Raw genomic sequence first — 17,661 nt, 5'->3', positions numbered from 1 at the left:
GTCGTCCAACGACTGGGTTCACGAGCCTCCAGCGGAGGGGTTTGATGACGAACGAGGACTTCACTGTCGACGCGGCAGTCATCCCGACGACGCTCCGCGACCGCGACCAGTGGGTCTGCTGGCGAACTGAAGAACGCGATGGGAAGGCAACGAAGATTCCGGTGACACCGGGAACAGGGGTGTTCGCGTCAGCGACGGACCCAGAGACGTGGGACTCGTTCGAGGCAGCACGTGACTACGTTGAGGCTGGCAAGGCCGCTGGTGTGGGCTTCGTCTTCACCGACGACGACCTGTTCGTCGGCGTCGACCTCGACGACTGTCGCGACCCCGAAACCGGCGACGTCGACGACACCGCACGGGACATCATTGAGCGCCTCGACTCCTACACGGAGATCTCACCGTCCGGGACGGGCTACCATGTGCTCATCACCGGTGACCTCCCTGAAGGCCGGAATCGACGAGGAAGCGTCGAGTTGTACGACTCTGCCCGGTTCTTCACTGTCACCGGCAACCACGTTGACGTCACTCCTGGCTGGATTGCCCGTCGACAGGGTGCACTTGTGGCGATTCATCGGGAGTACGTCCAAGACTCCAAGTCTGAATCGTCGACCCAGGCAGACCAGCACAACAATACCGACGACGGCAGAGCTGGATCTGCGGCTGAGGTGACTCTCGCCGACGAGGAACTCCTGCGAAAAGCACGGAACGCCTCGAACGGGGCGAAGTTTGATCGTCTCTGGAACGGCAACACATCTGGGTATGAGAGCCAGTCGGAGGCAGACATGGCGTTGTGTTGTCTGTTGGCGTTCTGGACCGGTGGCGACCAGTCGCAAATGAATCAACTGTTCCAGCAGTCCGGATTAATGCGCGAGAAGTGGGACGCGGTGCACTATACCGATGGCTCAACGTACGGTGAGAAGACTACCGAACGAGCTGTTGCGACGACGTTTGAGTTCTACGAACCAGCGTCGACAACGGAATCCAATTCGGCAGGTACTACAGCGGAAATCCTCCGCGATGGCGTCAGAGACGGGTTTGGGAGCAACAAAGCGTACCTTGTGGAGAAGAACCGAGTGTTGCGAGCGCGAGTTTCTACACTCGAGGCGTCGCTTGAGGCGAAAACTGAACGCATCAACACACTCGAAGCAGCGCTTGAACGTCTGGAAACGTTCCAAGCCACTCGAATTGAGTTTGAGATGTCGGCTGATCAAGCTAACGACTCTTCTCAGACTGATGTCTGTAGTGAGGTCAAATCTGTGAGTTCGTCGCTTTGGACCCAGACGAAGCGATTCTTTAGGGACGTTCCGAAGTAAGAATGTGGTTCCTCAGCATAGAACACCGACTATACACACCCCCTCTTCTCGATTTGCCTCAGTAATGACAAAGATGTTGTAAAAGGGAGCATACTGAACGAAGGGAGTGTATCCAGAAGTAGGCTTCACCGATTCTGGTAACCCGTCTTTGAAACACCTGACGAATAGATTTGCTTGATTGAGAGCAGGCTTTGTACAGTATAAGGTCGATATCTCTAACAATAGCTGGGAAATCCGCTACTCAGGTTCGGTCCACAGAATGTCCCCTATCTCAGATGCGAAATCTTGTCCCCCTGATCCTTGGTGTCTAAGGTCTGCCTGTAAGTCTCTGGTAAATGCGGAATTCAATGCCTGACGATATTCATCACCGCTTGCTCGTCTCTCATGTTCATATTCGATACAACGGACAAATAGTTCAGAATATTGCCATAGCAGTGATCCTTCATCGTGAGTGCGAAGTTCTGCTGCCTTGGTGAAGACCTCTTCTGTGATGTATTCCTTGAATTGTCGTGGAATCTCATCGGTCGTAACGATATGTCTGTGGCAGGAAATCAGACAAATTACGGTCGCTTTAGGGATATTGTTCCTTGTGCGGTCAGCGTCTATTGATTCTAATTTAATGAAGTCCATGTACTTCCCATCAGAACCGTCACCGGAGATGATATCGTGCTCATCGTCTACTCTCATCTTTTCAACTGCGTCCAGCCATCGGGTCATATTGTCAACCATCTCAAATAGAAGGAGAGAGTAATCGTTGGGGTACGTCCTGTCTGACTCGGACTGGGAAGTAATCTTGAAGTTACGGCAGATATGTTTGGTTATTGACTCATAGTAGAATAGCCAGAAGTGCCATGTCATTCGCTGATGGAGGGCTTCTTTTAGCATGATGTCGAAATAGGAAATTGCTACGAAGAGAGGGTCGTTAAACCGGTCAGCATTATCCGACGTTGAGGAGGTGAACCCTCGACCATTGTATCCGTCTTCCTGTTTATTACTCTGTTTGAGGATAATCTCTTCAGCTTTGTCTCCAATGGGTTTATACACGTCTAAATCCTCGGCTCGGTTACAATTAGAAAACAGTGCGTGCATCAATCGGTTCTCAGATTCAATTGAGTACCTTCGGCTAGCTGAGTGATTCCCGAGCTTCTTGACTTCTCGGTAAAGCAGGCTATTTTCTGTTTTCAATAGCGTCTTGAGAAATCGATGTACAATCTGTCGACGATCGATTCCCTCTATTGAGTCGTCTTTGATAACGTCAATTCCAAGTCCGGGGTCAAGAATCGGATATTTAGCCCCAAACTCTGGATCAAGCAGTAGCGACTCTGTGTATTCATTTGCCTGCTCAGCTGTCTCTGCAAATGCGTATCGAAGTTGACTAACCCGATAATCAGCCCGACGTCGCCATGATTCCCACTTGTTTCTAAGCTTTCCAGCTGCTCCATTAGCTCTATATTTAGTGGCTGATATTTGACTGCCAACTTGGTCCAAAAGCACCTGTCCTATTGATTTGGCCCACTTGTGGAGTCTGCTGACTAAATTCTCTAGTTCCTCAGTATCTTCATTCTCGTTGGCTGATTCTGGCCCTTTGGAATCATCGTCTTCGCCCTCCAAACTTTCCGAATCTTCGTTTTCTGGTGTGGGAATTGCACCAGTTTCTCTCAGTGTCTGCATATACCTCTCTTGTGCTTCATCTTCATCGAGATCCAACGCCTCATTCATGACCTCGAAAATACGCCGGCGTTCCGGATCTTGCGGCTTCTCTGGATGATTGATGAGAGGAGTATGATTCTCTCTAATAACGTCAACCAGGGCACCGTACTCTTCTCGGTTGTATAAGTGGCGGAGCTTGGAGAGAAGAACCTCCTCGTTTCGGATGCGAACACTTCCTTTGGCAAATAGACTAACGAAGATGGTGACAATTCCTAGGACGGCAACTAATTGGATGAGGTCTATGCTTACTTGCGTTAGTTCTAATGAGATGGACCTAGCAGAAACAGTTCCAAGAGAGTCCTTGTTCTGTGGTTGTAACAATAGCCCGCCCACATATGTGGATATGATAACCACTGCAAATGCAGAGAGAATCAGAATCGGTAAATGGCTCATGAGTCCATACCCTACTCTGAGCTGGCGGTGTTTTGGAAGAATTCCGTATACCGCTACGAGAGACGCGAGAAGGGTAAAAACGAAGAGTTCTGTCATCGTACTGAAGGTGTTCTCGCTGTGTATAATTCTGTCCGTATTCAACTCCTGATATCTAGTGCCCCGTTATCAGTGAGATTGCCTGTAAAACTACGATTGATGCGCGTCCTGTATTCGGTACATCCAAGCAAACCATAACTAATCAAAAACTTGACAGTATATCTGTGAAGTCAATATATTGTCCGAGAACCCGTGATTCTCACCCAAACTCACCTCAATCAGACCGCTCAAACCACCCCCACTCGAACCATCCTTTAAGTATCATTGTCCGGAAAGCTAGAATAGAGGACAGCCATGCGACTCGACCCCTACCCCACCCGCGACGACGGCATGCGTGTCTGGCTCAGCGCCGACGAGATGCAACAGCTCATCGACGAGGCCGACGGCCCTCAACAGAAGATCGCGTTCTTGCTCGGCGGACACTGTGGTTTGCGGCGGAGTGAGATCACTCAGGTCTGCCCGAAGGACTTCGTCACCGGTCCCACTGGGAAGCACGTCCGCATTTGGGAAGACTACGCCAAGCGCGAGCACTATCGCGAGCCGCCTGTTCCCGACAACCTGTACAGCATCGTCGAGACATTCGCTTGGGACCGCGACGATGATGCACCTGTCGTCGACGTCCCCGACAAGTACGTCTATCGCTGGGTACGACGTGCAGCCGACCGACTCCAGGAGCAAACTGGCGACGAAGGCTGGCAGTTCGTTGGCCCGCATGACCTCCGCCGGACGTGGGGAACGCACCTCCTCGAACAGGGTGTGCTTCCGAGTGTTGTAATGGCCTTCGGTGGTTGGGACGACTGGGATACGTTCCGCCGGCACTATCTCGGCGAGTTCTCACCCGAGGCGATCCGACGCGAGTGCGCCAAAGTCGATTTCCTCGGTGGTGAACCCGAAGCAGATCGGCCACAGCTCGGGACGATGCCACGGTCTGGGACACAATACAGTCAGTGACGTCCAGATACCGTACTCATTCCCGAATGTAGTGCCACCCAGACATTCAACGAGTAGATATGGAGTTCGACCTTCCACGAACGGCAGGGATTTTAGTCGCGATTATCATTCTTGGCGTCGGTGGTCTGGCTGCAAGCGGCGTCATGACCCCTCCAGACGGTCCTTATGAGGTGCTTCCGTCGATGGCTATCTTCGCGGCAGCTGCGTTCTGGCTCGGGATGAGATACGGCGAGCACCGGTCACCTCAGTAATTCCTCGCGCAATTCAAAGAGCCCAGATCGGCAGGGTGAGGGTTACCACATGGCTCCTCGAAGTTGAACAGAAGACGCGGATCTGTAGCACTCTCAGTTATGTCTTCGATTTGTCGAATGCCCATAGTGCCATATCGATTTCCCTCACAGAGAGAGCCTGCTCCTCAGCAATCTCCCGAAGGTGAGTCATGTAGTACTCATATGTCTTCGCCTTCCTGAGATACGTTCGGAAATGCTCTAGAAATTCGGCGTATGTAGCATACTCTTCGGGGGATACTATTTCGGGTTTCGCAGCCGCAAGCCCTCGGAAAGCGCGGTAATCAATGATAGCGAACTCAGTCGGCTTAGCAACTGTAAGAACGGTTGAGGCTACTGGAACACCGACTCCCGAGAGCTGAGTCAAACTCTCAATTGCTTCCGTATCATTTGATGCTTGTAGAGCAATCCGACTCCGACGTTCTACCTCAGATGTCTCGTTTTGCTTTATTTTGGAATCGTTCCTCTTCCCCTGCAATTTCCACTGACTGATCTTTAGTAACTCATCAGCCGAGATTTCACCACGCGATTGAATTGCTGCAGATATGGAACTAAACAGTGGATCTGGGTCTTCTCTCCAACGTCCGGACTTGTCCAAGAACTCAATTGGCTTGTTTTCCCACTGCTCCTTGAATTTGCCCACCCACCTCGGAAAATCGATCCCCATGTGATTGGTATCTATTCAATACAAATAAGTCTCGGTAATTCGCTGGATATGGCCTCTGTATTGCACGCGACTTCTGATAGAACCAGAGTGAGCTTCTGTGGTTGTGCTAGACTGAGCGCACAAATTCAGTAGCGCGACATACCGGATTCAGTTCGGCGCACTAACTGTCATTGGATCATAGCTCGAAATCAGCGATAATAGGGGCGTGATCACTGTGTTCCTTTCCATCGACGTCGTAGTAGCATTGGCTCACATCAAGTGACTTCGTGGCGAAAATATGGTCGAACCGCTTGCTCCTCCAACTTGTGTCTTCGATCTCAAGTCCGCCATATCCGTGTTGGGCCCGAAACACGTCCACCATCCCGAGATGACCGAGCCCTTTCAGTATGTTTAGCTCAGCGTTGACGTAGCGCTGCCGTACCTCACGGTCCTTGTTGTATCCGAACGGAACTGCCTGACCATCAGCGAGTTCCTCATCGGGGGTATTGAAATCGCCCACAAGGATCCGGGTTCGATTGTCAGTGTCGGTGAGCCTGTTGTATACCGTCTCGAATATTTTGATCTTCTCTTCACCCCATGAATTCCCGGGGACTGCCCGAACATTCCAGAGTTCAATTGTTCTGCGGGGTGTTTCAAGCTCCGAGACGAGTATCTTCTCAGGAAAGTTGGTGGAAAAAACGCTCCGGTCGCTTGATTTCAATCGCTCTCGAATCAGTTGGTCGTTCAACTGTAGGTCCCAGGACTGGCTGGCAGCCGTGATGTGTCCATTGTCATGGCCGATATCATCGTGAGGTGGGACCGATGACGAAGCGAGCTCTGCGGCCCAGTCCAAGCTATCCTCAATTGTTCCCAGCCCAATTTTTGCCAACTGTTTTCGCCAGTGTTCCGCCCATTTCATATCTCTCCCGTGGCGGACTTCTTGCAGAAGGAGTATATCCACGTCCTTTGACTCGATGAACGCTATCTGTTCGTCGATCCTTCCTTTCCTGTTGGAGGGCTTGTTCACGTTCCACGACATCACCCGCATAGTTATAGTCGACTTTCCAGGCGTTGTGACACAAGTTTTGGGTCTACGCTCTTCTGTAGGAGATTGTTGATAGCGTTCAGCTGTGGCTCTGAAATCGAAGAGGGCAAGGACACCGCGCTAGCGGTGTCCGACACGAATGATTCCGCTGGATGTGTTTAGCTCGGAATCGCTCGCAGCGGACCTGCTCCAACAGGTTCGCTGGCGTGACGGCGTTTCCTGCCCTCGCTGCCGTTCTGACCTGACGGTCAGAAACGGCAGCTATGGGGCGTTTCAACGCTATCTCTGTAAGAATTGCGACCGCACGTTCAACGATAAGACGGGCACAATTTTCGCCCACTCGAAGGTTGCGCTCCGCAAGTGGTTGTTCTCGATCTACGCGTTTCTGCGGTTCAATACGAGTCTCCGCCAACTTCACCGAGAGATCGGTGTGACCTACAAGACGATGCACCGGCGCGTCGAGCGCTTCACCAGAGCGCTCGACGCGCCTCAACTCGACCTTGTTGGACCAATCGAAATCGACGAGCTGTACGTCTCTGCAGGGTTGAAAGGCCGCGAGCGCGACCAACCGTCGCGCTCGCGTGGCCTGTCCACGCGCGGACGTGGCTCGTATGAGGGAGACAAACCACCCGTCTTCACCATCGTTGATCGTGGAACGGGACAGCGATACGTCGTCCCAGCGAAATCCGCCGACGAATCGAGGGTGCGACTCCTCCTCGCGGATCACGAGGAGGAGTCGTTAACCGTCTACACCGACGGATTTCGGGCATACGACCCACTGGAGGACGACGAGGAGTTCGACCGCGAGTACGTCGTCCACGGTGACGGAGAATACGTGGATGGAGACGTTCACGTCAACACCTGCGAGAGCCACGCGTCGCTGGCGCGACGCTGGCTCTCGCCGCATCGAGGCGTCTCGAAGGACAAGTTGACACAGTATCTTCGCGCCTTTCAGCTACGCAGCGAACTCTTCGAAAAATCTGGGCGAGAAGCACTCAAACACGCTGTCAAAGCGACTCTCTGAAATCAACAATGTGCTACACATGAGCGTTGGGTCTAATAGGGAGTGTCCTCCGATAGAGAGTAAGAGAGACAGCTTCAGGATGAGTGTTTCCGGTCAGATTGTGTGAGAGAATCCGTAGCTTCGGGAGGTCACCGCGATTCGCTGCCTGCATGATCCGATGGCCCGGTTTGTGAAATGAGTCGTTGCGGTTCCGAACCGCGTAGATAATTCCAGAACCCAGAATCGAGGAGCACCGTCGCCACAGTTAGTTCAGCGAGGCTTCTGTCTCCTCAAGTGCGTTCGTCTCCGGCCCATCAACGGGCGTCGGTGGCTTCACATCCTCTCGCGGTCGCCACCACAGAATCACCGATCCGCCTTTCTTCCGTTTCACGAGACCACGATCAGAGAGCGCTTCTAGACGGCGACGTGCGATATCCGTCGAGCACCCAAGGATGTTCGCGATGTTGCTCGTCGTCGCCGCTGGTGGCTCAATCGCATTGAACACCTCCAGAACATCTTCATCTGTGACTTTCACATCACCACTACTTGTATTGGAATCGCACATATGGCGTTCTTAGAGACCACATCGAAAATACGTTCCCTGACACTGTAACTACGTTTCTCCCTATAGAAACAGAGTTGTTTGACGCCTTCACTGACGGAACTACTTCGTTAGGAGCGAGTACCGACCTCGGTCCCGGGTGTGAACTCGGTCAGCTCTTCGATACGTTGTTCGAGTTCCTCTACCTCGTGGCGTAACTGCTCGGCTTCGGGTTCGTCGCTACCTGCAAGTCTGTCTTTGAGTCCTTGCAGCCGGGTTTGTTTGTGTTCTTCGTCGACGTCGGCTTTGCGGACGTATGCACTCTCTTCGATATCGAAGACTGCTGCCTCTGATAGACCGGTCACGTCGAGTGCGTCGTCGACTTTCGCGCGGTCAACTCCCAGCACTTGCTCTCGGGGAACACCTGCCTCTTTGAGCACACGCAGTACCTCCTCGTCGTCCTTAAGGGTGCGATTACGCCGTGTCGTCCGCTGGACGGATCCGTACTGACCGTGGACGGGTTGGTCGTGATGGAGCCGGCTAAGCAGGAGTTCACGGACGGTTTGGCGAAGGTCACCCGCGTTGCGCTGGACATCCGAACAGAGCGTGTAGAGGTTGATGAGCTCCGGCGTCTCGCACTCTTCAAGTGTTGTTGAGTCGTGCCGTTCGAGGGCATCGATGAGAAGCAGCATATCGGCGTAGACATCGAGATCCGGCTCAACGCGATCCTGGTTTTCGGTTGCAGCAGGCCGACTCTCGACCAACTGTGAACTCGTCGGGTCATCGGTTTCGGTAATCGTCTCCGCCCGCTCGTTGCACTCGTAGCGTGGATGCAAACTGAGAACTGTCGCATAGGGCTCGGCGTCCGGTGGAAGTCGGCTCAGATCAAACGTGCCACCGACTTCGGTGATTCGCTCGGTGAGTGTGGCGAATTGCTCACGCTGCAGCGGCTGTGAGTCACCGGACTCGACGAACTCGATAATGATGCGATGTGCTTGGCTGTCGGTAATGTGGAATCGCTTGTCCGTGAGCGGCGTCACGAGTGTTGCCCCATCGGGAAGCGCGTCGCATTCCTCGAGCAGCGTGTGCCAACTCGCGCTGAATGGCATATCCGATACTTGCTGTCTGGCGATAAAACATCTCGGCCTCGATTTCTGGAGGGTGGGTCTGGACGGATTCGTCGACCCGATACCACTCCAAATTTCGCTGCTCTGGCGACGACTGATGCACCGCTCCTCTGCTGGAGCTCCGGAAACGGTGGTGTGTTGCTATCGATGAACGGCAGTGTATTAACCAACAGATCGTGTTGAGGTGGCTTGTGTTGGTTAATACGCCGGCGGATGCTTGCTGTTGCAGAGAGACTGCTCTTCAGACGACAGGCCTGATACCGTACTTCGTCTCGATTCACTTCGTGATTTTGAGCCCGTGTTTGGACTCGTAGAGATACCCTTTCAACAACAGCTGCTCAAGTAAACTCTGCGCCTCTGGCTGCTCAAAGCCACCATCGACGATGTACCCAACTGCTGTCTCCTGTTTGACTGACTCGCTCTCGTCATCGATACCCTGCGTGATCTGTTTGAGTGCCGCCTGTTGGGACGGCGTGAGGGGAGTCGATGGGTTTCGCATTACTACTGATTCGTTGTCGGGTGTGGTCACTGTTGGGATTAGCTCTGCTCTTGGTCTGTCTCCGGTCACTCTAGTGATACCTTTGACGACAGATCTGGGGATGACAGTCTCTTAAACAGTTTCTCCCCTCTTCGGCCAGTATCTATTTTTGCTTGAACGAGAAACGGTCCAGTTGCATCCCATCTCTCCACGAACAGAACCGGGGAGAGGTAGGAGCGCACAAGGCATTCCGGCTCCCACAACGCCCTCTGACCCAGGGCGTTTTACCCGGCAACTCAGCTTCTTCGCATCCCATTATAGGTCTGTCCCATGAATATACTACCTTCATCTTAGTGAGGCTCTCAATATCGACTGGCGGTTATGCTGTCAGGGTAGTTGTTCTCCCGGCATCGGTTGTGGATACTCCTACGTCGCGCGCGCAAAAGCAACAACTGCAACTGCAACAGTAGCGAGATGGAAATTGATGTTTTGTGACAGAGATCAAATAGCTTGTCGCGACCGTGCTGAACTCAGGGCGCAAGTTAGTCACTGGTCAATCTTTATTTGGCGACCGTTCGGGGGGATCGGTTCGGGAAGTCTATTCAGCGCATCGGTCCTCTAACAGCAATCACGAATCTATTCGAGCCAGTCTTCGCCCCACTCATCTATTGCATCGAACACAGGACAGAGCGTACCGCCTTTCTCGGTCAGGGTGTAGTAGCTTGCCACTGGCGATTCGAACTCCTTCCGATTCTCGATGAATCTTTGCTCCTCCAAATCATCGAGCACACGCGAGAGCGTATAGGAACTCGCGCCCGTTGAGCGCTTGAGTTCGTTGAACCGTTTTTCACCGTCGCGCAGGTCGTTGAGGACGATAAGTTTCCACTTCGCCCCCATCTCCTCAATAGCTCCGACGACGTTGCAGACGTCCGCATTTCGCTGTTTGACCTCGGTGTCGTCGTCGGTTTCAGCCGATGGTGGTTGGGTCGCCATTACTTGGTCACACTATTGTTGCCTGAACTATATATGGGTTTGGAAACAAACTAGGTAATGTAATGGAACTACAACACTCGACGGTACTTGTGACCGGTTCGACCGGCAACATGGGCCCGTATGTGACGGATTCGCTCGTCGACAGCGGCGCCAACGTCATCGGCACCTACGTCACCGAAACGGCGAGAGATGAGGTAGAGACCCGCGCTGAGCACGCTGAGGAGATCTCGTACTACCAGGTCGATCTGACCGATCAGGCGGCGGTCGAAGCCTTCGCTGAGACTGTTTCCGACGAACATGGTTCGGTTGATCACATCGTCGGGCTCGCTGGCGGGTTCTCGATGGGCGGCATCGATGATACCGACGGTGATGCCTTCCGGGCTGCACTGGATCGTCACGCGACGACGGCGTTCCTGACAGTCAAGGCCTTCGCGGACCACCTCACCTCCCAGAGCGGCGTTGTCCTGTTCAGTTCCGACCGCGCACTCGATCCGGTAGCGGGAACCCTCGCCTACAACATTGGGAAAGGTGCGGTTCGCACACTGACCGAGTCGCTCGATGTCGAACTCGATACCCGGGTCAATGCAGTCGCCCCGTTCCTCATCGATGTGCCGGGGAACCGTGAGGCGATGCCCGATGCCGACTTCTCGGCGTGGACGGCTCCGGAAGCGATCGTCGATGAAGTAATCCACCTGCTTTCGAACGAGGGTGTGACGGGGCAGATCGTCCAGATGACTGGTGGTCAGCCGGAGCTAGAGGAATAATGGTGCAGACTGTGTCACCTCAACGACTATCCGAGACGACTACGCAGTGGAGCCTGGTCCTTGCTCGACTCGCGCTTGGGATTCCAATGCTTATCGCAGGCGTCGGCAAAGTCTTCGCAATCGGGCCGAAACCGATGGGTATCTCGGGCTTCGCAGGCTTTCTAGCGAGCCTCGGCGTTCCGCTTCCCACGATTGCCGCGTGGGGAGTCGGTCTCATCGAACTTGTGGGCGGCATCTTGCTGCTGGTCGGTTTGGCTGTTCGACTCGCAAGCGCGGTGATCGCCATCGATATGCTCGTCGCAACAATCCTGTACCACCTTCCCAACGGATATCCAGCCTCAGGTGACGGCATCGAACTAACGCTCACGCTAACCTTGATCGCAGTAGCGCTTGTCCTGAGTGGCCCTGGAGCGCTCTCAATCGAACATGCGTTGTTCGACCGAGAGGACTCTTCCCCTGACTCGTCCCAGTCGAGGGGCACAGACGGATAAGCAGCACTCGGTCCATTTTAATGGCATCAATGAATACAGACGTACTCCCGCAGGGGGCACGTATCGGACGGACAGCGATTCGAGTCTCGGACCTTGAGGAGATAACCGAGTTCTACCGGACCGTCGTTGGCCTCAGTGTGCTCGGGGAATCCAATACCCGTTCGGTGCTCGGTGTTGTGGACACTCCGCTGCTCGTCTTGGAGGGCGATACAGACGCGCCCACACGACACCGATCGAGCGCCGGGCTCTACCACACCGCCTTCAGAGTTCCCTCGCGGGCGGCGCTCGGTGATGCTTTGGCCCGGATACGGGACCACTGGCAGCTCGGTGGCGCCTCAGACCACTGGGTGAGCGAGGCTCTGTACCTCACGGACCCGGAAGGGAATGGAATCGAGATCTACCGCGACTTCCCACGCGACGAGTGGCCCCGCAGCGACGACGGCCGTGTTCGGATCAGCACGGAGCCGCTCGATCTCGAGACTATCGAAGCCGCGGCCACAGGGAACACCCAGGCACCTCCCGGAACGGATATCGGGCACATCCATCTTGAGGTCTCTTCGCTGGACGCGTTCAGGGACGTTTACGTGGAGACCCTCGGGTTCGAGGTGCAAACGACCGTACCCGCCGCGTCATTTGTGTCCGCCGGGGGATATCATCATCATATCGGGGCGAATATGTGGCACCATCGAACGGGGCCAGCCAGCGGTCGAGGACTATCCTGGTTTGAGGTGATTCTTCCAGAGACACAAGCACTCGATGCGCTTCGAGACCGACTCGCGGGCAGTCAAGCTACAGTGACTGAGACCGACAAGGGAATCTCAATCACGGATTCAGACGAGATTGAGGTTCGGTTTCTAGTCGAGACCTAGTTCATCGTCCAGACGTAGTCTGCTCGTAAGATCCTCTCAAAGGCAGCTTTCGGTGAGTCCTAGTGTGAGCGATGTCACCCTCTCTATTCATAGGGATTCTCAGACTCGTTCATATCTTCAGGACGCGTAGAGTATCTCATGACAACGTGGGGCGGCAAGCTAGATCGTGTCGATGAGGAGCAGTTGCGCCAGCAACTGCGCACGGAGACGGATGCGAAGGCGGTCAAACGCCTCACGAGCGCTCTGCTGTATCGGCAGGGAAAATCACCGGCAGAGATAGAGAAGTTGCTCGGGTTCCCCGAACAAACGGTGTACGATTGGCTCGACACCGTCGCCCCGGTCAATCGACTCGTCTCACCGACGACCAGTGGACAGATCTGACGGCGACGCTGGCGGCGTCGCCGTCGGAAGTAGGCTACGATGAGCCGGTGTGGACACCAGCTCTCGTTCGTGACTACATCGCTGAAACGTTCAGCGTTGAGTACTCACTCGCGCATATGTATCGGGTGATGAAGCGGGCGGGCCTGTCGTATCAGACAGCCCGCCCGCGCCACCACAAGGCAGATCCCGCCGAACAACAGCGCTGGCGGAGTGAGTTCAAAAAAAGTGGCCGACGCTGAAGGCGGCAGGCTACCGGATCGTCGTGATCGATCAGAATACGCAAGTGATCAAGACCAAGCAAAACCGCGGGTGGTTTCCGGTGAACTCCCGCCCGAGACTGCCGGTCTCGGGCGGTCGTGGCTCGGTTAATCTGTTGGGCGCGGTCACCGTCGTCGGTGACCGCTTCATTTCGTTCGTTGAGGGATCGTTTACCGGAAAGGTTGCAGCCCACTTTCTGCGAGCCCTCCAAGAAGAGTTCGGCAAGGAACTGGTGATTGTCTTAGACAACGCGTCGTATTTCATAGCGAAGCACCTCAAGAAGCAGGCCGGCTTTCGCGGCCTGCTTCTTGAATACCTTCCCTCGTACGCACCAGAAATGAATCCACTCGAACAGTGCTGGCGTCAAGTGAACAAAGGACGTGCCAACAGACTCTATCTCACACTCCCCGAGCTGAAGGCGTATCTCACAAGTAAACTTCCGACTCTCAACTCACCGAATATCTATGAGTATCTCTGCTGATCCCTATCAGCAGCCGATTCTAACAACTCCTGAAGAGTAGATAGAGTGATTGTCTGAATCCTTTTGCTAACCCTATAAGACCGCGCTAATCCACCCCCGCTTCTTCCCTCAATGTCTCTACGAGAAGCTCAAGGATTGCTTCTTTGTCTTCCACAGGCACTTTTCTGCCTTCATATTCGTCGAATTTCTCCTCCCAGTGGTCGATCAACGATGCAAAGGTTTCCTCGAATGCAGCCTCAGAATCACCAGCATTCCGGACCTCTCGAATCTGATCACGGAGAACCACGCCCATGCCGGTGTCACCAAGTTCAGCCTCAAGCACCATCCACCAATCATACTCGAAAGTCGAATCAAGTTCCTGCACGTCCCAGGTTCTATCCGACAGGTCTAGCCGATACTCCGTCAGCACGTGAAACCGAGCGGGTGACGCGTCACTGCCTCGCACTCCCATGTCGGCGAGGTACATCGTCGGATGCCGTTCGATGCGAAACGAGAGTGATTCGTTCGCCTCGAACTGGAAGGCAAACGCCCGTGATCGAATCTTCTCTCTCGTCAGACCATCCTGCGGCAACTTGATATCATGCTGGTCGAGTGTGGTAAGCACCTGTTCCTCGGTGTCGTTTCGCATGGTTCCCTCAGCTCATATTCAACACGAGAACTCATCAAAGAGTTCCTCCAGCAATGGCACCAGCTTGTATTTCCGACTGTGTCGCTCAACGAGGTCCTCGAGATACGCACACCACGCGTCTCCTCTCCCTGCTGAGTGGGCGGCCTTCCCAGCGATTCCCAACCACTGAACTACGTCTCGATATCGCTGGGACTGCCCTTGTTCGATAATCGGTTCGGCCTGGGTTTTGCAAGCGTCGATTGCCCACTGCGAACGGTCCTTCCAGACGGCCTTGACGACCGGCTTAACTACGTCCTCATTCGGGAAGCGGTCTGCAATGTCGATGGCCTCGTCGTACTGGTCCGCATACAGGAAAATCTCGACGTGCTGTCTCGCAGTCCACTGCTCAGTCGCTTGTTCCGACAGATACTCGAGGAGATCCGCTTGCACAGCCGACCAGTCCTCGCCGGCGAGCTCTTCGGTCGCTTGGTACGCCGCGAGCGACGGCGACACTTTGAACGCAGCAATGGCTGCCTCCAGCGCGATTTCGTCCTCATCCACACTGCTGGCCCAGTCGCGGAGCCACGTAGCTAATTCGGCCTTCCCGCTCCCGTCCAGAGTCAACCCCTGCCGAGCGACTTCCAGTGCCGCATCTGGCCACTTGTGGTTCCGAAGCACCGTGGCCAGGGTAAGCGCTTCATCGGGCGAACTCAGATTGGTCCGTCCATACTCGATGGCTTCCTCAACACGCCCTTCTGTGACGAGCATGGTGACGTATGCGTTGGTTAAGTCGGCGGCGGTTGCCAGATTCAGGTACTCCTCGATGCGGTCCTGACGTTCGAGGACATTGAGTCGAGCGCTGATGACATCCTCGGCGTACCAGGGCGGCTCTTCTTCCCAGAGATCAGCGTCGCTGATCTCTCCCTGCATCACCTGTTGAATCGGGTCGGAGTCCCAACCGTGCTTCACCGCCTCGAGGGCGACGTTGTACGGTGGTCGGTTCGTATAGCCCTCCATCTCGTTCGCCCAGGTCTGGAGCTGGTCCTCCCAGTGGTCACGATCGGCCTCAGAGAGATCGGTCGTGAGAAGGGCTTCGGCTAGCGCGTGGTCGAGTTCGTCGAGCAACTCAAAAATCCCTTGAGAATCGTCGTACGAGAGCCCGAGCCACTCCTCGTCCATCAATTCATCTGCCAACGGTTCGAGCACATCCAGTGCTGTCTCGCCGTCACCGGCGTTGATAGCGATCCACGCTTGCTCGAGGAGGTTCTCCAGTTCCTCGACATCGGCTTTGACCGCCACATACGGGTCGCGAGGACTGCCACCCCTCGGAGAACGGAGGATGGTCCGAACCCGGCGACGAATCGCGTCTTGGTTGATGAGTGGACTCCGTTCGCGGGAATCATCGCTTGCGCCTTCTGACCGGGCAGCCTCAAGTCGGGCTTCGATCCACTCTGCGAGTTCAGGCCGACGTTCGACGAGGTCAACGAGGAGGTCCCGAAGTTCTTCGGGGTCTGTGTCGGCGACCAGCTCGGAGATCGATAGGCGCTGGGTGATGCCGTCGGGAGCCCGGATGTACGTCAGCAGAACGGCAACGCGATGCTTACAGATGCCGCCGTGATCGTACGGACAGGAACATTGCGTGCCGACGATACCGGTCTCATCGAGTTCGATTTGCACTTGGTAGGGGTCGTACTGACTGCCCTCAACTGCCGCTTGCAAGAGGTCACCACGGCGTGTGACGTCAAAGACGGCACCCCGCTCGTAGTAGTCCTCACCCCGATCGTAGGACTGTGGCCGTGCAAGGTCGCGGATTGTTGCCTCGGTAAGTGCCGGTGTCCGTTCCATCGATACTACACTCTACGGTAGCTCTCGATGAAATACTGTCTAATTAACCAACAGTGTCGATATATCGTAGAGTCTGTTGGTTAATACTCTCCGGACTCACTTTTCCGTTGATACTCTCTGGCACCCCTGCTTGCTGAACGATAATTCGCACTAAGGAATTTCGTTGTCAGTGAATATTTCAGACGTGAAATCAGAACTGTAACTTCCGCAACCGGGATACTGCCGCCGTTACCTCCTCTGCAGTGTATTGAATCTCTCTCTCGGTCGTATCCTTCCCAATCCCGAACCGAATCGAGGAGTGCCAGCGTGACTCATCGTCCGTAATTGCCTGCAACACGTGTGACGCCTCAACACTCCCAGTGGTACACGCAGACCCTGCAGAGACTGCGATCTCCGGTTGCAACAGCTTCACCAAGGCTTTGTTCTCCACACCGCCGAAGCTGACGTTCAGGTTGTTCGGCAACCCGTCCGTTGGGTGGCCATTCCGTGTGAGGTTGTCAAGCTCGTCGGTCAGCAATTCCCAGAGCAAGTCAGTCAGTTCGCGTGCATGGACCACGCGAGCTTCGCGCTCTGAGTCGGCGAGCCGGACAGCTTCGCCGAGCCCGACGATCCCCGGAACGTTTAGTGTTCCAGACCGCCAACCACGCTCTTGACCGCCCCCTAGAAGTAACGGTTTGAGGTGGACCTTTGGACGGCGACGCCGCACATATAGCGCCCCGATCCCCTTAGGGCCGTAGATTTTGTGGCCAGAGAGCGACAGCAGGTCAACGCCCAACGTGTCAACGTCTAATTCTCGGTAGCCGACTGCCTGGACGGCGTCGGTATGGAACAGTACTTCTTCGGCTTTGCAGAGTTCACCGATTTCCGCAAGCGGGGCATAAGTGCCAATTTCGTTGTTGGCGGCCATGATGCTAACGAGGATCGTCTCCTCGCGAATGGCGTCAGCGACGTCAGCGACGTCAACTCGGCCGTGTTCGTCCACTGGGAGATAAGTAACGTCGAATCCCTCATCTTCTAGATGCTCACAGGGTTCTAAGACCGCATCGTGTTCTGTGACCGTAGTGATGATATGAGATCCGTCGCCCTGGTTAATAGCGTACTCTGCTGCCCCGCGGATGGCGAGATTGTCTGATTCAGTCGCCCCGCTCGTGAAGATGAACTCTTCGGGACGGGTTCCGAAAGCGTTCGCGAGTTGCTTGCGCGCGCGCTTGACTCCCCGCTTGGCTTCCGCGCCAAATGAGTGGTCAACACTTGCGGGATTACCGAACTGTTCGGTAAAGTAAGGCTGAAACGCAGATAGCACCCGTTCATCGACCGGAGTGGTTGCATGATGGTCGAGATAGATCGGCGTCGACAACTCCTCAGGCATGTACTAACCGTTG

General features: G+C 54.8%; 19 protein-coding genes and 1 pseudogene. 10 read left to right on the top strand and 10 right to left on the bottom strand.

Going from position 1 to position 17,661, the window contains the following annotated elements; genetic code table 11:
- Positions 1–665: 665 nt before the first annotated feature.
- A pseudogene (locus tag BSG17_RS28995) lies at positions 666–1,163 on the top strand (phage NrS-1 polymerase family protein); the annotation flags it as partial.
- A 387-nt stretch (positions 1,164–1,550) separates the two neighbouring features.
- On the opposite strand, the gene BSG17_RS26440 reads toward BSG17_RS28995, so the two are convergent.
- Entirely contained in the window at positions 1,551–3,512 is a 1,962-nt protein-coding gene (locus BSG17_RS26440) for a hypothetical protein (protein ID WP_139246762.1), read from the bottom strand.
- Between the two features lie 294 nt (positions 3,513–3,806).
- Between BSG17_RS26440 and BSG17_RS22360 the strand changes: the two genes are divergently transcribed.
- Positions 3,807–4,463, top strand: a complete 657-nt coding sequence (locus BSG17_RS22360; RefSeq protein ID WP_089827609.1) for a site-specific integrase — start codon at positions 3,807–3,809, stop codon at positions 4,461–4,463.
- 59 nt (positions 4,464–4,522) lie between these two features.
- Positions 4,523–4,714, top strand: coding sequence for a DUF7333 family protein (locus BSG17_RS22355; RefSeq protein WP_089827608.1), 192 nt, complete (start codon positions 4,523–4,525; stop codon positions 4,712–4,714).
- Positions 4,715–4,811: 97 nt separating this feature from the next.
- Here BSG17_RS22355 and BSG17_RS22350 read toward each other — a convergent pair whose 3' ends face one another.
- Positions 4,812–5,417: a hypothetical protein gene (locus BSG17_RS22350; RefSeq protein ID WP_089827607.1), complete on the bottom strand. Its 606-nt coding sequence runs from the start codon at positions 5,415–5,417 to the stop codon at positions 4,812–4,814.
- A gap of 175 nt (positions 5,418–5,592) precedes the next feature.
- Positions 5,593–6,423 carry an endonuclease/exonuclease/phosphatase family protein gene (locus BSG17_RS22345; RefSeq protein ID WP_170864918.1) on the bottom strand — a complete coding sequence of 277 codons (831 nt, stop codon included), beginning with the start codon at positions 6,421–6,423 and terminating at the stop codon, positions 5,593–5,595.
- Positions 6,424–6,580: 157 nt separating this feature from the next.
- On the opposite strand from BSG17_RS22345, the gene BSG17_RS22340 reads away from it, so the two are divergent.
- On the top strand, positions 6,581–7,465 hold the full coding sequence (locus tag BSG17_RS22340) for an IS1595 family transposase (protein ID WP_089827605.1): 885 nt from the start codon (positions 6,581–6,583) through the stop codon (positions 7,463–7,465).
- Between the two features lie 244 nt (positions 7,466–7,709).
- On the opposite strand, the gene BSG17_RS26435 is transcribed toward BSG17_RS22340, so the two are convergent.
- From BSG17_RS26435 to BSG17_RS22325, 4 genes are all read right to left on the bottom strand, one after another.
- Positions 7,710–8,009 carry a helix-turn-helix domain-containing protein gene (locus BSG17_RS26435; RefSeq protein ID WP_139246761.1) on the bottom strand — a complete coding sequence of 100 codons (300 nt, stop codon included), beginning with the start codon at positions 8,007–8,009 and terminating at the stop codon, positions 7,710–7,712.
- A 107-nt stretch (positions 8,010–8,116) separates the two neighbouring features.
- Positions 8,117–9,094, bottom strand: coding sequence for a DUF7983 family protein (locus BSG17_RS22335; RefSeq protein WP_089827604.1), 978 nt, complete (start codon positions 9,092–9,094; stop codon positions 8,117–8,119).
- Between the two features lie 295 nt (positions 9,095–9,389).
- A complete protein-coding gene (locus tag BSG17_RS22330; RefSeq protein ID WP_089827603.1) occupies positions 9,390–9,611 on the bottom strand; it encodes a hypothetical protein in 222 nt (73 codons plus the stop codon).
- A gap of 615 nt (positions 9,612–10,226) precedes the next feature.
- Positions 10,227–10,583, bottom strand: a complete 357-nt coding sequence (locus BSG17_RS22325) for a winged helix-turn-helix transcriptional regulator (RefSeq protein WP_089827602.1) — start codon at positions 10,581–10,583, stop codon at positions 10,227–10,229.
- Positions 10,584–10,645: 62 nt separating this feature from the next.
- Between BSG17_RS22325 and BSG17_RS22320 the strand changes: the two genes are divergently transcribed.
- The 6 genes from BSG17_RS22320 (at position 10,646) to BSG17_RS22300 (ending at position 13,827) form a co-directional block, all read left to right on the top strand.
- On the top strand, positions 10,646–11,347 hold the full coding sequence (locus BSG17_RS22320; protein ID WP_089827601.1) for an SDR family NAD(P)-dependent oxidoreductase: 702 nt from the start codon (positions 10,646–10,648) through the stop codon (positions 11,345–11,347).
- A complete protein-coding gene (locus BSG17_RS22315) occupies positions 11,347–11,838 on the top strand; it encodes a DoxX family protein (RefSeq protein WP_089827600.1) in 492 nt (163 codons plus the stop codon). The genes BSG17_RS22320 and BSG17_RS22315 overlap by 1 nt, the downstream gene beginning before the upstream one ends.
- Positions 11,839–11,867: 29 nt before the next feature.
- Positions 11,868–12,707 (top strand): VOC family protein, encoded by an 840-nt coding sequence (locus tag BSG17_RS22310; RefSeq protein WP_089827599.1) that lies wholly within the window; start codon positions 11,868–11,870, stop codon positions 12,705–12,707.
- A gap of 138 nt (positions 12,708–12,845) precedes the next feature.
- Positions 12,846–13,088 (top strand): helix-turn-helix domain-containing protein, encoded by a 243-nt coding sequence (locus tag BSG17_RS27665; protein WP_211609288.1) that lies wholly within the window; start codon positions 12,846–12,848, stop codon positions 13,086–13,088.
- A 47-nt stretch (positions 13,089–13,135) separates the two neighbouring features.
- Positions 13,136–13,327 (top strand): helix-turn-helix domain-containing protein, encoded by a 192-nt coding sequence (locus tag BSG17_RS28785; protein ID WP_211609286.1) that lies wholly within the window; start codon positions 13,136–13,138, stop codon positions 13,325–13,327.
- Complete coding sequence (locus BSG17_RS22300; protein WP_089827598.1) at positions 13,324–13,827, top strand: IS630 family transposase; 504 nt, start codon at positions 13,324–13,326, stop codon at positions 13,825–13,827. The genes BSG17_RS28785 and BSG17_RS22300 overlap by 4 nt, the downstream gene beginning before the upstream one ends.
- Positions 13,828–13,912: 85 nt before the next feature.
- Here BSG17_RS22300 and BSG17_RS22295 read toward each other — a convergent pair whose 3' ends face one another.
- The 3 genes from BSG17_RS22295 to BSG17_RS22285 form a co-directional block, all read right to left on the bottom strand.
- Positions 13,913–14,455 carry a hypothetical protein gene (locus BSG17_RS22295; RefSeq protein ID WP_089827597.1) on the bottom strand — a complete coding sequence of 181 codons (543 nt, stop codon included), beginning with the start codon at positions 14,453–14,455 and terminating at the stop codon, positions 13,913–13,915.
- 18 nt (positions 14,456–14,473) lie between these two features.
- Positions 14,474–16,279 carry an SWIM zinc finger family protein gene (locus tag BSG17_RS22290; protein ID WP_089827596.1) on the bottom strand — a complete coding sequence of 602 codons (1,806 nt, stop codon included), beginning with the start codon at positions 16,277–16,279 and terminating at the stop codon, positions 14,474–14,476.
- A 190-nt stretch (positions 16,280–16,469) separates the two neighbouring features.
- Entirely contained in the window at positions 16,470–17,648 is a 1,179-nt protein-coding gene (locus BSG17_RS22285; protein WP_089827595.1) for a cysteine desulfurase family protein, read from the bottom strand.
- Positions 17,649–17,661: the final 13 nt, after the last annotated feature.

This window comes from Halogranum amylolyticum (genome assembly GCF_900110465.1).
GTDB classification, from domain to species: Archaea; Halobacteriota; Halobacteria; order Halobacteriales; family Haloferacaceae; genus Halogranum; species Halogranum amylolyticum.
This window is presented reverse-complemented; position numbering and strand designations above follow the sequence as displayed.

Coding starts and splice junctions, on each gene's coding strand:
- BSG17_RS26440 (WP_139246762.1), bottom strand. CDS start 3,512: ATGACAGAACTCTTCGTTTTTACCCTTCTCGCGTCTCTCGTAGCGGTA.
- BSG17_RS22360 (WP_089827609.1), top strand. CDS start 3,807: ATGCGACTCGACCCCTACCCCACCCGCGACGACGGCATGCGTGTCTGG.
- BSG17_RS22355 (WP_089827608.1), top strand. CDS start 4,523: ATGGAGTTCGACCTTCCACGAACGGCAGGGATTTTAGTCGCGATTATC.
- BSG17_RS22350 (WP_089827607.1), bottom strand. CDS start 5,417: ATGGGGATCGATTTTCCGAGGTGGGTGGGCAAATTCAAGGAGCAGTGG.
- BSG17_RS22340 (WP_089827605.1), top strand. CDS start 6,581: ATGATTCCGCTGGATGTGTTTAGCTCGGAATCGCTCGCAGCGGACCTG.
- BSG17_RS26435 (WP_139246761.1), bottom strand. CDS start 8,009: ATGTGCGATTCCAATACAAGTAGTGGTGATGTGAAAGTCACAGATGAA.
- BSG17_RS22335 (WP_089827604.1), bottom strand. CDS start 9,094: ATGCCATTCAGCGCGAGTTGGCACACGCTGCTCGAGGAATGCGACGCG.
- BSG17_RS22330 (WP_089827603.1), bottom strand. CDS start 9,611: ATGCGAAACCCATCGACTCCCCTCACGCCGTCCCAACAGGCGGCACTC.
- BSG17_RS22325 (WP_089827602.1), bottom strand. CDS start 10,583: ATGGCGACCCAACCACCATCGGCTGAAACCGACGACGACACCGAGGTC.
- BSG17_RS22320 (WP_089827601.1), top strand. CDS start 10,646: ATGGAACTACAACACTCGACGGTACTTGTGACCGGTTCGACCGGCAAC.
- BSG17_RS22315 (WP_089827600.1), top strand. CDS start 11,347: ATGGTGCAGACTGTGTCACCTCAACGACTATCCGAGACGACTACGCAG.
- BSG17_RS22310 (WP_089827599.1), top strand. CDS start 11,868: ATGAATACAGACGTACTCCCGCAGGGGGCACGTATCGGACGGACAGCG.
- BSG17_RS27665 (WP_211609288.1), top strand. CDS start 12,846: ATGACAACGTGGGGCGGCAAGCTAGATCGTGTCGATGAGGAGCAGTTG.
- BSG17_RS22295 (WP_089827597.1), bottom strand. CDS start 14,455: ATGCGAAACGACACCGAGGAACAGGTGCTTACCACACTCGACCAGCAT.
- BSG17_RS22290 (WP_089827596.1), bottom strand. CDS start 16,279: ATGGAACGGACACCGGCACTTACCGAGGCAACAATCCGCGACCTTGCA.
- BSG17_RS22285 (WP_089827595.1), bottom strand. CDS start 17,648: ATGCCTGAGGAGTTGTCGACGCCGATCTATCTCGACCATCATGCAACC.